Source organism: Luteimonas sp. A537, from assembly GCF_054052065.1.
On sequence record NZ_JBSVRH010000003.1, the window covers coordinates 675769 to 689346 of the forward strand.

Here is a 13578-nt window from a genome sequence, read left to right on the forward strand (position 1 = left end):
TCCATGGCCGTCCGGTCCCGCCGCGGCAAGCGCCGCCAGCTCAAGAACGAAATCAACGTCGTGCCCTACATCGACGTGATGCTGGTGCTGTTGATCATCTTCATGGTCACCGCGCCGCTGATGAACCTGGGCGTTGACGTGCAGCTGCCCGAATCCAATGCCAAGTCGATCACCGAGCAGAAGGATCCGGTGGTGGTGAGCGTGGATGCGGGCGGCAACTATTTCCTTGCCGTTGAAGCCGGCAGCAACGAGGCCGTGGACCCGACCACGCTCAGCGCCAAGGTGCGCGCGCTGGTGGCAAACAACGCCGACGTTGCGGTGTTCGTCGCCGCCGACGGCGCCGGCAGCTACCAGAACGTGATGGACGCGATGGCGCTGCTGCAGAACGCGGGCGTGGAGCGCGTCGGCCTGATGAGCGATCCCAGGCAGGGCGGCGCACCCTGATGCGGGAGGAACGCGCCGATACCACGCGCGCGGTGGTGCTGGCCGTGCTGCTCCACGCCGCCCTGTTCGCGCTGATGTTCGCGGGTCTGTGGTGGACGCGGGAGGCGGCACCGCCGTCGGCCGCCGGTTCACCGATCAGCGCCGAGCTGATCGATGTCGGCGACCTGTCGGCGGCGATGCAGCAGACCCTGCGCAACCGCCCCGAGCCGGCGCCGCCGGAGCCGGAGCCGTTGCCGCCGGAGCGTGAGCCGGTGCCTGAGCCGGAGCCGGTGGTGGTCGAAGATGCCGCGCCCGAGCCGCAGCCGATCCCGGTGCCGCTGCCGGAAGACGCGCCGATCGAGCAGCAGCCAACGCCGCAGGTCCAGGTGCCGGAGCCTTCGCCCGTGGACCAGGAGGAAGTGCGCCGCGATGCGATCGCGCGCGAAACCGCGGAGCGCGAAGCGGAGGAAAAGCGTCGCCAGGAGCAGATCGACCTGACCGAGCGCAAGCGCAAGGAAGAGGCCGAGCAAAAGCGTCGGCTGGCACAGGAGAAGCTGGCCGAGATCCGGCGCGAGCAGGAGCAGGCGCAGCGTGAACAGCGCGAAGCCCGGAGCAGGCTCGAGCGGATCGCGCAGAGCAGGGCGGACCAGGCCTCGGAACAGGCCTCGTCGGCCGGCACCCCGCCGCCAGGCAACGAAGGCGTGGATGCCGGCCTGCAGGCGCAGTACCAGGCCGCGATCATGGAGGCGATCCTCAGCAACTGGACGCGGCCGGACAACGTGCCACTTGGACAGCGGTGCCGGATCACGATCACCCAGGTACGCGGCGGCACGGTCGTCAGGGCCGAGGTTTCGCCGTCCTGCCCCTTCGACGACCTGGGCCGCCGATCGGTCGAGGCCGCGGTGCTCAAGGCGCAGCCCTTGCCTTACGCCGGTTTTGAAAGCGTGTTCAACCGCACCCTCAACCTGAACTTCGAAGCCCGGGATCGCTGAGCCCGCCGTTCATCCTTGTGAGCGCCTTCACGGCCATGCTGTCACCCTCTCTCCCGCAGTCCTTTCCGGAGCCTGTTACATGACCCGATCCCATCGCCGGCCGGCCACCACGCGTGCGTGGTTTGTCGCCTGCCTTGCACTCCTCCTGCCGTTCGCCGCCTTCGCGCAGCAGGGCGGCCTCGAGATCGACATCGTCGGCGGCAACGCCCAGGCGCTTCCGATCGCGGTGGTGCCGATGCCCTACCTCGGCGCCGGTGCGGCTCCGGACACCGACGTCGCGCGCGTGGTGCGCGAGGACCTGGCGCGCTCCGGCCAGTTCCGCGGCCTCCCCGAGCAGGACATGGTCGACCGGCCGACCCGCGGCGGCGAAGTCGACTACGCCACCTGGCGCACGCTCAAGCAGGACTTCCTCGTGGTCGGCCGCGTGGTCGATGCCGGCGGCGGCGCCTACCGGGTTGAATACGAGCTGTTCGATGTCGCCAAGCAGGAGCGCCTGCTCGGCGTGGCCATGACCGGCCGCGCCAACGCCATGCGCGATGTCGGCCACCAGATCGCCGACGCCATCTACGAGAAGATCCTGGGCGTGCGCGGCGCTTTCTGGACGCGCATCGCCTACGTGACCTCCACCGGCACCGGCGAGAACATCAACTACGCGCTGATGGTCGCCGACGCCGACGGCCACAGCCCGCAGGTGGTGGTGCGCTCGACCGAGCCGCTGATGTCGCCCGACTGGAGCCCCGACGGCCGCAAGCTGGCCTACGTCTCCTTCGAACACAACAACAATTCGGCGATCTACATCCAGGACCTGGGTACCGGTGCCCGCGAGCGGGTGGCGAGCTTCCGCGGCATCAACAGTTCGCCGGCGTTCTCGCCTGATGGCGGCAAACTGGCGCTGACCCTGTCGCGCAGCGGCAGCCCGGAAATCTACGTGATGGATCTCGGCAGCAAGGCCCTGACCCAGTTGACCACCCAGATCGGCATCGATACCGAGCCCACCTGGAGCGCCGACGGGCGCAGCATCTACTTCACCTCCGACCGTGGCGGAAGGCCGCAGGTCTACCAGGTTCCGGCCACCGGCGGCAGCGCGACCCGGGCGACGTTCCAGGGCAATTACAACGCCAGCCCGACGGTCTCGTTCGACGATAAAAAGATCGCCGTGGCGCAGGGTTCAGGAAACGTATACCGTATTGCATTGCTGGACCGCAGCCTAGGCACGCCCCGCTGGTCCACGCTGTCGCCAGGGTCGCTCGACGAATCGCCGAGCTTCGCCCCGAACGCCAGCATGGTGCTGTACGCGGGCAGGGAAGGCAGCAGGGGAGTCCTGTATGCCGTTTCCGCCGACGGACGCGTCCGCCAGCGGCTGGTACTTGCCGACGGTAACGTCCGCGAGCCGGCGTGGGGACCGTACCGCGAACGCTGACATCGCGTGCACGGCCGATACAGCAATGTGAAGTACTGCCCATCTGAAGGATCGACGAGAGATGAAGACCACAACCCGCGTTCTGCTCACGGCCCTGCTCTGCACGGCTGCCGTTGCCTGCTCCAAGAAGGTCAAGGAAGAAGTGCCGGTCGACACCACCCCGACCACCCCCACCACCACTCAGCCGGCCACCACGCCGGGTGCCTACGGTCCCGAGGACCTGGACACCGACGCCTGCCTGCGCCAGCGCACCATCTACTTCGATTTCGACCAGGAGTCGGTGCGTCCGGAATTCCAGGCGGCAATGGCCTGCCATGCGAAGTACCTGCGCGACCGTCCTTCGGCCCGCATCACGCTTGAAGGCCATGCCGACGAGCGCGGCAGCCGTGACTACAACCTTGGCCTCGGCGAGCGCCGCGGCAACGGTGTGTCGTCCGCGCTGCAGGCCAACGGTGGGTCCGACGGCCAGCAGACGGTGACCAGCTACGGCGAAGAGCGCCCGACCTGCACCGCCTCGAGCGAGGATTGCTGGGCGCAGAACCGTCGGGTGGAGATCACCTACACCGCCCGTTGATCGGCGGCACGGCAGCAACACGTCGGCAGCTGGCGGGAACCCCGCCAGCTGCCGATTGTCTTTATGAACTCCGAACATCAGATGCGAAGGCCATGACCCGCAGCCATTTCCTGACCAGCTTCGCCCTCGTTGCCGCCGTGTCGGCGGTACTCGTGGCGCCACCCGCCGCCGCGCAGCGCGCCAGCCTGGGTGAACGCGTGGCCGCGCTCGAATCGCAGGCCGCCAACAACCAGGGCAACATCGACCTTCTCAACCAGCTCACCGCGATGCGCAACGAACTGCGTGCGCTGCGTGGGCAGGTCGAGGAGCTGCAGCAGCAGAACCAGGCGCTCGAGACCGCGATGCGCAACCAGTACCTCGACGTGGACGACCGTTTGAGCCGGATCGAAGGCGGGGCGCCCACGGACGCCGGCGCCGCTGCGCCAGCCGCGGCCATCCCGGCCGCAAGCGCATCCGGTGCGTCGGGTGCGGCCGCTGCGCGCGCGCCCGCAGAGAGCGCCCCGATCGTGTTCGGCGACGCCGGCCTGCTGGCCAATGCCGCCGACGAGCGCGGCGCCTACGAAACCGCCTTCGCCGCGCTGCGGGCAGGCGACTACGAACAGTCGGCGAACCTGTTCAACGAGTTCCTGCGCCTGTACCCGACGGGCTCGTACGCGCCCAACGCCACGTATTGGCTGGGCGAGAGTTACTACGTGACCCAGGACTATGCGCGCGCGCAGGCGCAGTTCGAGGGCATCCTCCAGCGCTGGCCGACCCACGACAAGGCGCCTGGCTCGCTGCTGAAGATCGGCCTGTCGCAGTACGGACAGCGGGACCTGGTTGCCGCGGAGGCCACCCTGGCCCGCGTCACCGAGCAGTACCCGGGCACCGACGCGGCCCGCACCGCCGACGACAGGCTGCGCTCTATCCAGCTCAACAGCCTGCGCTGAACCCGCGTAGCGCTGCGCCGGACGCCAGGCCGGCGCCGGCCTGGGCGTTACAATGAAAGCCATGAATACCCCTATCGCCGAGACCGGCGCGACCAGCGTCGCGGCACCGGACCGGCTCCGCATCACCGAGATTTTCCTGTCGCTGCAGGGCGAGGCGCGCGACGCTGGTTGGCCCACGGTATTCGTGCGCCTGACCGGTTGCCCGCTGCGCTGCACCTACTGCGACACCGCCTACGCGTTCCACGGCGGCCAATGGCATGACGTCGATGCCATCCTCGCCGAGGTCGCCGCCCACGGCGTGCGCCATGTCTGCGTGACGGGGGGCGAGCCCCTCGCGCAGAAGCGCTGCATCGGCCTGCTGCGGCGGCTGTGCGATGCCGGGTACGTCGTGTCGCTGGAGACCTCGGGCGCGCTGGACATCGGCGAAGTCGATCCCCGCGTGTCCCGCGTGCTCGACATCAAGACGCCCGGCTCCGGCGAGGATGCACGCAACCTCTGGTCGAACGTCGACCTGCTGACGCCGCATGACCAGGTCAAGTTCGTCATCTGCAGCCGCGCCGACTACGAGTGGGCCCGGGAAGCGATGGCGCGCCATGCACTGGACCGGCGCTGCGACGTGCTGTTCTCGCCGAGCAAGTCCGAGGTCGATGCGCGCCAGCTCGCCGACTGGATCGTTGCCGACCGCCTGCCGGTGCGCTTCCAGATGCAGCTGCACAAGATCCTCTGGAACGACGAGCCCGGGCGGTGAAGTCCGTGCCAAGGCGCCAGCACGCATCGCCCCGGGGTCGCATCACCGGATCATCGGAGTCCGCATCTTGAACAACGCAGTCGTACTGGTCTCCGGGGGCATGGATTCCGCCGTCGTCCTCGCCCTGGCCCGCGAACAGGGTTTCGCGGTGCATGCGCTGAGCGTGGCCTATGGCCAGCGCCACACCTCCGAGCTCGAAGCCGCTGTCGCCCTGGCAGCGTCCCAGGGCGCCGTCGCGCACAAGGTGGTCAGCGTCGACCTGCGCGCGATAGGCGGCTCGGCCCTGACCGCCGATATCGAGGTGCCCGAGGCTGGCAGTGCCGGCATTCCGGTCACCTACGTGCCGGCCCGCAACACCATCATGCTGTCGATCGCGCTGGGCTGGGCCGAAGTGGTGGGCGCGGCGGACATCTTCTGCGGCGTCAACGCGGTCGACTATTCCGGGTATCCCGACTGCCGGCCGGAGTTTATCGACGCGTTCGAGCGCCTGGCCAACCTCGCGACGCAGGCCGGCGTGGATGGGGCCGGTATCCGCGTGCATGCGCCGCTTCAGCATCTGTCCAAGGGCGACATCGTGCGCGAAGGGCTGCGCCTGGGCGTGGATTTCTCGCAGACGGTGTCGTGCTATCGCGCCGACGACGACGGCCGCGCCTGCGGGCATTGCGATGCCTGCGTGCTGCGGGCCGAGGGCTTCGCGGCCGCCGGGGCCACGGACACCACGCGTTACCTGGACTGAGGGTCCGGGTCCGCGTCGCCGTTGTCGCCGCTGCGGCGATGGAGGCAGGCGGGTTCATCGCTGGCGCGTCGCAGCCGGCGCAGCGGATCGATCTCCAGTCCGATGCGCAGCGAGCGGCCGATGCGTTGGGCGGTTTCGAAGACGTGCCGGGCCTGCGCCTTCGGAAGCACCTCGCGCGCGGTTGCGTCCCACAGCGCCAGCCAGCGTGCGAAATGCTGGTCGTCCACGCCCAACGGGCGGTGCGCGGCCATCGGATTGCCGCGGTACGTACCCGCGCGCAGCAGCACCGAGCACCAGAAGCGGACCAGGGTGTCGAGGTGCTCGTCCCAGTCATCCACCGCCGCATCGAATACCGGGCCGAGCAGCCAGTCGGTGCGCGCACGCGCGTAGAACGCGTGCACAAGGCGGGCGATGCCGTCGGGGTCGGGGATATGCGCGGCGTCGGAAGACATGCCGACAGTATCGGCCGCCGCGCCTGCACCGCGCATTGACCGGGATCAGGCGCTGCGGCCACGGGGACGGCATGACATAATCCGCTCCTCTCCGGGCCGTTAGCTCAGTCGGTAGAGCATCGGACTTTTAATCCGCTGGTCGATGGTTCGAATCCATCACGGCCCACCAGTCACGTCATGCGGCGCGGTGCCTGCAAGACACCGGATGCGAGGTGGCGCCCATGGAACCACTGACGATCGCAGTGGTTGAGGACGATCCCGAATACCGCGATGCGATCCTGCTTCCGCTGCTGAAGCACTCCGGATTCACTCCCGTCGGCTTCGGCAGCGCGCTTGCGCTGTACCGGACGCTTCTGTCCGAGCGCTTCGACCTGGTGCTTCTCGACGTGGGCCTGCCGGACGGCAGCGGGGTGGAGATCGCCCGCCATCTGCGGGACACGCTGCCCGGGGTGGGCATCGTCATCCTGAGCGGACGGGTTTCCCCGGCCGACCGCATGCGCGGGCTGGAGGCGGGAGTGGATGCCTACCTGGGCAAGCCGGTGGAGCTGCAGGAACTCGTCGCGACGCTGCGCAACGTGGCGCAGAGGACCCGTCCGCGTGGTCCGGGCCGGGATGTACCGGCAGCCCGTGGCCTGATGGCGGACGGTGCCGGTGCAGTTGCCGAAGACGAAAACGAAAACGAAGACGGATGGCGCTTGGGTGCGCAGGGCTGGAACATCGTCGCGCCCTGCGGTTCGGCGGTGGTGCTCAACCTGGCCGAAAGGCAGGTGGTTTCGCTGCTGGTCGCCTCGCAGGGGGTGCCGGTTCGGCGCGAGACCCTGATCGGCGGCCTGGTGGAGGACGTGCACCAGTTCGATCCGCACCGGCTTGAAATGCTGGTCCATCGGCTGCGGCAAAAGTGCCTGCAGGAAACCGGCACCCGGCTGCCACTGAAGACGGTGCGCGGCGTGGGCTACATGCTGGCCTGGTAGGACGCGGCGTCGGCGCCGGGGTGGCCAGGTTGAGGATGGCCTGACCGAGCTGTGCGCGGTCGAAGGTGATCGGGCACGGGCTCGGCGGAAGCTCCATGTGCAGCGTGATCTCCGCACCGGCGCCTGGCGGAGCAGGGGTGCCAGGTCGCCGAGCACTTCCTTCCCTTGCGTGGGTGACGACGACAGCGGCGTCGCGGCCCCCGGTGCACGGCAGCCGGTACTCCAGGGCCAAACTTCACGCGCGGTGAGAGTTCGTAATAAATCGTGCGTGAATCACACTTTAGCGGCATGTAACCTTCCGCCTGATTTCCGCCTGATTTCCGCCTCATTTCCGCACAGCCGCTTGGGCTGGTGCGCCGTACGCGCGGGCCTTGAAGCTGCGCGAAAAAAACCGTGAAGGCCGGCCGCTCGCGGGCCGAGGTGGCGCAAGAGCGGACGCGACATCGGGGCGGAATAGGCCACAGGCAGGCGTTGAGTGACGCGACGAGTCAGCATTTGGCTAATATGAATGCGGTTTTGATGGGCTTGCGCGCCGATGCTGTGAGTTGCGTACCGGTCTTGTTGTGAGCAGCGCTGGCAAATATGTGACGCTTGGCACGGTTTCTGCTTGCCGGGTTGGGGTTTGAAGTGCCCAGGGCTCAACGAATTTTGGAGCGAGTGGGGTGGTCAGCGCGGGCTTGCCGGTCGATGTCGACCAGCCCGGCACCGCCTCCGGGAATGAGTGCGGCCGACGTGCCGGAAAAATGAATCTGCAGGGGATCTACGCGTGAATTTCGATCGTTCGAAGAGTGGTGCGCTGGCGCGCGCGTGGGCCATGGTGTTCATGGGAATGCTGCTGGCCTTGTTGCTGCCCGGCGTCGTCCATGCGCAGGCCATCCAGTCCGACTGCCGCCTGGCCAACCCGAACTCCAGCGGCGCACACGTCGCCGAAATCTGCTGGTTCCAGTTCGGCAGTGTCAACCAGGACCTCGCGGGAGGCACGCCGGGAACCAGCAGGGATTACGACGTTGCCCTGCCGGATGGCTCGCGAATCACGTATACCGCACGGATAACGGGTGGTACGCACGCCAACCCCGGGCTGCGGGTCCTGCAGGCACCGGCCTGGACCGGCTCGCACTTCAGCGGCACGTCCGGCTATTACACGATCCTGACGCCGAACGCGGCGGCTTTGAACACGCCGGAGAACGGGCGCGGCAATGGCGTCGTGCTGACCTTGGAGGACGTACGTCTGTTCGCGCCTGACGGGCGGGAAATCAACGATCTGCCGTTCCAGATCATCATGGCCGACGCCGAGCGTCTGAACAGCAATCCCGAACACATGGATTTCGGCGTTGTTTCGGGTGGGCAGCCGTGGGTGGTGATGGAATGGCTCGGCGACAGTGCGAGCAACAACGTTTCGCGATCAACGCCACCGGCCAGCTCCGCCTGCCTGTCCACTTACGTCGATTGCGCGCGTTTCACCGGCACAAGTAACGGCAATGCCAACACGGTCGTGCTGGCCGCGAATCGCGATCCGAACTCGCCGGCACCGTTCACGGTGATGGCGCAGATCCACTCGAATGCGGGACAGGGCTTCGCGATTGGCGTGCGCTGGGGCAGCGTGCGCCTGCGCAAGATGCTGCCGGAAGGCCGGATTGCGCCGCAGGACCAGTTCGCCTACCGGATCAGCAACGCGGTCGGTACCGAGGTCGCCACCGGCACCACGACCGCCGCCACGACCACATCGCCCTGGATCAGCGCCATGGCGATGCCGGGCAACCGGCTGGTACTCGAAGAGGTGATGGCACCCGGCTCGAGCTCGGTGCTCGGCCAGTACAGCCGCTGGGTGACGTGTCAGGTCGTGGGCGGTCCCATCCTGATCGACCAGGCCTATAACCCGGCCAATCCGCCGCAGATCGTCATCGATTCGGGACAGCCCGGCGACAACATCGACTGCGAGATCACCAACCGCCCGGCCCAGTTCGACCTGACGGTCGCCAAGACCGTTTCGCAGATCAATGGCCAGCCCGCGGCCTCCGGCGTCGCGGTCTCCCCTGGCGACGTCGTCACGTACCAGATTGAAGTCACCAACATCAGCAACACCGAGACGGCGATCGTGCCGGTGGGCGCGGTGGTCGAGGGCATCCCGGCCAACACCGAGGTCGTCGCGGCCGGCAATGACTTCACCTGCTACCTCAACAGCTGCAGCAATACCGCAGAGCTGACCATCAATCCGGGCAGTTCGGTGATCCTGGACTTCGTCGTCAGGGTGGACGATCCGCTGGCGGACGGGGTCACGGAGATCGTGAACCAGGTGGCCGTCGACGGCGTGGACTGCGCGGCCGCGGGCAACAGCTGCAGCGAGATCCTGCCAATCGCGCCGTCGGTGACGGTCGCAAAGAGCGCGGACCCGGCCAGCGGCGTCCCGGTCCTGCCGGGCGCCCAGGTGTCCTACACCTTGACCGTCACCGTTGCCAACGCACCGACCACCAGCGCCGTGGTGCTGAGCGATACGCTGGGCGCCGGCCTGACCTTCGACAGCGTGAGCAGCCCGGGCGGCTTCAGCCACAACGGCGCCAACGCGCCGATCCATGTGTTCACCCTGCCTGCGGGTGCCGCGGTCGGTTCGCACAGCGTCACCTATGTCGCGACTGTCGATGCGGATGCCGGCAACACCGTCGGTAACAGCGTGACGGGCGAAGGTGGTGGTGGCCCCGATCCGGTCTGCGTTGACTGTACGACCGAACATCCCGTGCACCGGCCTTCGCTCGAGCTGACGAAGACCGGCACGCTCTCGGCCGACGAGAGCACGATCACCTATGTGTTCTCGGTGGAGAACACGGGCAACGTGGCGCTGACCAACGTGTCGGTGAGCGACCCGCTGCTGCCCGCGCTGGACTGCCCGGTGATCGCGACCCTGGCGCCGGGTGCGACGCAGACCCTGACCTGCACGGACAACGTGTACACCGTGCGGCCGGGCGACGTGGACGCCGGCCAGGTGGAGAACACCGCGACCGCGAGCGGCCAGCCGCCGACGCCTCCGGGCGGCCCGGCGCCGGATCCGGTGACGGACGATGACACCGAAACCACTCCGCTGGCGCAGGATGCCGGCCTGGAAGTGGCGAAGTCGGTGACCTCGGCGGGTCCGTATACGGAAGGCGACGTCATCACCTATCAGTTCGTGGTGACGAACACCGGCAACGTGACGCTGACCGGCGTGTCGGTCACCGACCCGCTGCCGGGTCTGAGCGCGATCACTTACGCGTGGCCAGGTGCCGACGGTGTGCTGGACGCTGGTCAGAGCGTGACTGCGACCGCGACCTATGTCGTGACCGCGGCCGACGTGAACACCGGCAACGTGCACAACAGCGCGATCGCAGGCGGTACGCCGCCGTCGACGCCGTCGAACCCGAACCCGCCGCCGGTCGACAGCCCGCCGGACGAGGAAGACACCCCGATCACGCAGGATCCGAGCCTGGAAGTCACGAAGTCGGTGACTTCGACGGGTCCGTACACCGAAGGCGACACGATCACCTACCAGTTCGTGGTGACGAACACCGGCGACGTGACGCTGACAGGCGTATCGGTCACCGACCCGCTGCCGGGTCTGAGCGCGATCACTTACGCGTGGCCGGGTGCCGCCGGTGTGTTGGACGTTGGTCAGAGCGTGACCGCGACCGCGACCTATGTCGTGACTGCCGCGGACGTGAACTCCGGCAACGTGCATAACAGCGCGATCGCGGGCGGCACGCCGCCGTCGACGCCGTCGAACCCGAACCCGCCGCCGATCGACAGTCCTCCGGATGAGGAGGACACCCCGATTACGCAGGAGCCGGGCCTGTCGCTGGTGAAGTCGGCGGCATCCGCCGGTCCATATGCCGAAGGCGACACGATCACCTACCAGTTCGTCGTGACGAACACCGGTGACGTGACGCTGACCAACGTGTCGGTCACCGACCCGCTGCCGGGCCTGAGCGCGATCACTTACGCGTGGCCGGGCGCCGATGGTGTGCTGGATGCTGGCCAGAGCGCGACCGCGACCGCGACCTATGTCGTGACCGCGGCCGACGTGAATGCCGGCAACGTGCACAACAGCGCGACTGCCGATGGCACGCCGCCGTCCACGCCGACGAACCCGACCCCGCCGCCGGTGACGACGCCGCCGAGCCCGGTCGATACGCCGATCGCGCAGGACCCGAGCCTGTCGCTGGTGAAGTCCGTGACTTCGACGGGTCCGTACACCGTAGGCGACACGATCAGCTACCAGTTCCTGGTTGAGAACACCGGTGACGTGACGCTGACCGGCGTTTCGGTGACCGATGAACTGCCGGGCCTGGGCACGATCAGCTATGCCTGGCCGGGCGCCGATGGTGTGCTGGACGCTGGCCAGAGTGCGACCGCGACCGCGACCTATGTCGTGACCGCGGCCGACGTCAACGCCGGCAGCGTGCACAACAGCGCGACTGCCGACGGGACCCCGCCGTCGACGCCGACGAACCCGACCCCGCCGCCGGTGACGACGCCGCCGAGCCCGGTCGATACGCCGATCGCGCAGGACCCGAGCCTGTCGCTGGTGAAGTCGGTGACGTCTGCCGGTCCGTACACCGAAGGCGACACGATCAGCTATCAGTTCGTCGTGACGAACACCGGCGACGTGACCCTGACCAACGTCTCGGTCACCGACCCGTTGCCGGGTCTGAGCGCGATCACTTACGCGTGGCCGGGTGCTGCCGGTGTGCTGGACGCTGGTCAGAGCGTGACCGCAACGGCGACCTATGTCGTGACCGCCGCGGACGTGAACGCAGGCAACGTGCATAACAGCGCGATCGCGGGTGGCACGCCGCCGTCGACGCCGTCGAACCCCAACCCGCCGCCGGTCGACAGCCCGCCGGACGAAGAGGACACCCCGATTACCCAGGAGCCGGGCCTCGAACTCATCAAGTCGGTGACGTCTGCCGGTCCGTACACCGAAGACGACACGATCATCTATCAGTTCGTCGTGACGAACACCGGCGACGTGACGCTGACCAATGTGTCGGTCACCGACCCGCTGCCGGGTCTGAGCGCGATCACCTACGCGTGGCCGGGTGTCGCCGGCGTGTTGGACGCTGGTCAGAGCGTGACCGCAACGGCGACCTATGTCGTGACCGCCGCGGACGTCAACGCAGGCAACGTGCATAACAGCGCGATCGCGGGTGGCACGCCGCCGTCGACGCCGTCGAACCCCAACCCGCCGCCGGTCGACAGCCCGCCGGACGAGGAAGACACCCCGATCACCCAGGATCCGAGCCTGGAGCTGACGAAGTCCGTCACCTCGACGGGTCCGTACGCGGAAGGCGACACGATCAGCTATCAGTTCGTCGTGACGAACACCGGCGACGTGACGCTGACCAACGTGTCGGTCACCGACCCGCTGCCGGGTCTGAGCGCGATCACTTACGCGTGGCCGGGTGCCGCCGGTGTGTTGGACGCTGGTCAGAGCGTGACGGCGACGGCGACCTACGTCGTGACCGCGGCCGATGTGAACGCCGGCAACGTGCACAACAGCGCGATCGCGGGCGGCACGCCGCCGTCGACGCCGTCGAATCCGAACCCGCCACCGGTCGACAGCCCTCCGGACGAAGAGGACACCCCGATTGCCCAGGAGCCGGGCCTCGAATTCTCCAAGTCGGTGACTTCAACGGGTCCGTACACCGAAGGCGACACGATCACCTACCAGTTCGTGGTGACGAATACGGGTGACGTGACGCTGACCGGCGTGTCGGTCACCGATCCGCTGCCGGGCCTGAGCGCGATCACTTACGCGTGGCCGGGTGCCGATGGTGTGCTGGACGCTGGTCAGAGCGTGACTGCGACGGCGACTTACACGGTCACGGCTGCGGATGTAAATGCTGGCAACGTGCACAACAGCGCGATCGCGGGCGGCACGCCGCCGTCGACGCCGTCGAACCCGAACCCGCCGCCGATCGACAGTCCTCCGGATGAGGAGGACACCCCGATCACGCAGGATCCGAGCCTGGAGTTGACGAAGTCCGTCACCTCGACGGGCCCGTACACCGAAGGCGACACGATCAGCTACCAGTTCCTGGTGGTGAACACCGGTGACGTGACGCTGACCAACGTGTCCGTGACCGACGCGTTGGTGGGCCTGAGCGCGATCAGTTATGCCTGGCCGGGCGCCGAAGGCGTCCTGCTGGTGGGCGAGAGCGTCACCGCGACGGCGACGTACGTCGTGACTGCCGCCGACGTGAATGCCGGCAACGTGCACAACAGCGCAACTGCTGATGGCACGCCGCCGTCGACGCCGTCGAACCCGACCCCGCCGCCGGTGACGACACCGCCGAGCCCGGTCGA

At 67.9% G+C, this 13578-nt stretch carries 10 protein-coding genes and 1 tRNA gene; 10 read left to right on the top strand and 1 reads right to left on the bottom strand.

Translation table 11 applies throughout. The features are described from left to right. Positions 1-3: 3 nt before the first annotated feature. The 7 genes from tolR to queC all read left to right on the top strand — a co-directional run bounded on the left by tolR (position 4) and on the right by queC (position 5822). Positions 4-444, top strand: coding sequence for a protein TolR (tolR, locus tag ACW7GZ_RS10715; protein ID WP_343279152.1), 441 nt, complete (start codon positions 4-6; stop codon positions 442-444). After that, positions 444-1415 (top strand): cell envelope integrity protein TolA, encoded by a 972-nt coding sequence (locus tag ACW7GZ_RS10720; protein ID WP_457005136.1) that lies wholly within the window; start codon positions 444-446, stop codon positions 1413-1415. Before tolR ends, ACW7GZ_RS10720 begins: the two co-directional genes overlap by 1 nt. A gap of 79 nt (positions 1416-1494) precedes the next feature. Continuing rightward, entirely contained in the window at positions 1495-2835 is a 1341-nt protein-coding gene (gene tolB, locus ACW7GZ_RS10725; protein WP_457005134.1) for a Tol-Pal system beta propeller repeat protein TolB, read from the top strand. Positions 2836-2896: 61 nt separating this feature from the next. After that, the gene (gene pal, locus ACW7GZ_RS10730) at positions 2897-3409 is read left to right on the top strand and encodes a peptidoglycan-associated lipoprotein Pal (protein ID WP_457005132.1); all 513 of its coding nucleotides are present in this window, start codon (positions 2897-2899) and stop codon (positions 3407-3409) included. A 92-nt stretch (positions 3410-3501) separates the two neighbouring features. Continuing rightward, entirely contained in the window at positions 3502-4338 is an 837-nt protein-coding gene (gene ybgF / locus ACW7GZ_RS10735) for a tol-pal system protein YbgF (RefSeq protein WP_457009137.1), read from the top strand. Positions 4339-4399: 61 nt separating this feature from the next. After that, positions 4400-5086 carry a 7-carboxy-7-deazaguanine synthase QueE gene (gene queE / locus ACW7GZ_RS10740; protein WP_457009139.1) on the top strand — a complete coding sequence of 229 codons (687 nt, stop codon included), beginning with the start codon at positions 4400-4402 and terminating at the stop codon, positions 5084-5086. 67 nt (positions 5087-5153) lie between these two features. Further along, positions 5154-5822, top strand: a complete 669-nt coding sequence (queC, locus tag ACW7GZ_RS10745) for a 7-cyano-7-deazaguanine synthase QueC (protein ID WP_457005126.1) — start codon at positions 5154-5156, stop codon at positions 5820-5822. On the opposite strand, the gene ACW7GZ_RS10750 is transcribed toward queC, so the two are convergent. Then, positions 5810-6274, bottom strand: a complete 465-nt coding sequence (locus ACW7GZ_RS10750) for a group III truncated hemoglobin (protein WP_457005124.1) — start codon at positions 6272-6274, stop codon at positions 5810-5812. The two genes, queC and ACW7GZ_RS10750, sit on opposite strands and share 13 nt — an antisense overlap. Before the next feature lie 93 nt (positions 6275-6367). Here ACW7GZ_RS10750 and ACW7GZ_RS10755 point away from each other — a divergent pair. From ACW7GZ_RS10755 to ACW7GZ_RS10765, 3 genes are all read left to right on the top strand, one after another. Continuing rightward, a tRNA-Lys gene (locus tag ACW7GZ_RS10755) sits at positions 6368-6443 on the top strand. 52 nt (positions 6444-6495) lie between these two features. Then, on the top strand, positions 6496-7245 hold the full coding sequence (locus ACW7GZ_RS10760) for a response regulator transcription factor (RefSeq protein ID WP_457005122.1): 750 nt from the start codon (positions 6496-6498) through the stop codon (positions 7243-7245). A gap of 766 nt (positions 7246-8011) precedes the next feature. Beyond that, positions 8012-13578: beta strand repeat-containing protein (locus ACW7GZ_RS10765; RefSeq protein WP_457009141.1), on the top strand; the 5567-nt coding region annotated here is incomplete at its 3' end.

Excerpts from the sequence above, each read along its gene's own strand:
- tolR (WP_343279152.1), top strand. The coding sequence starts at position 4 with ATGGCCGTCCGGTCCCGCCGCGGCAAGCGCCGCCAGCTCAAGAACGAA.
- ACW7GZ_RS10720 (WP_457005136.1), top strand. The coding sequence starts at position 444 with ATGCGGGAGGAACGCGCCGATACCACGCGCGCGGTGGTGCTGGCCGTG.
- tolB (WP_457005134.1), top strand. The coding sequence starts at position 1,495 with ATGACCCGATCCCATCGCCGGCCGGCCACCACGCGTGCGTGGTTTGTC.
- pal (WP_457005132.1), top strand. The coding sequence starts at position 2,897 with ATGAAGACCACAACCCGCGTTCTGCTCACGGCCCTGCTCTGCACGGCT.
- ybgF (WP_457009137.1), top strand. The coding sequence starts at position 3,502 with ATGACCCGCAGCCATTTCCTGACCAGCTTCGCCCTCGTTGCCGCCGTG.
- queE (WP_457009139.1), top strand. The coding sequence starts at position 4,400 with ATGAATACCCCTATCGCCGAGACCGGCGCGACCAGCGTCGCGGCACCG.
- ACW7GZ_RS10750 (WP_457005124.1), bottom strand. The coding sequence starts at position 6,274 with ATGTCTTCCGACGCCGCGCATATCCCCGACCCCGACGGCATCGCCCGC.
- ACW7GZ_RS10760 (WP_457005122.1), top strand. The coding sequence starts at position 6,496 with ATGGAACCACTGACGATCGCAGTGGTTGAGGACGATCCCGAATACCGC.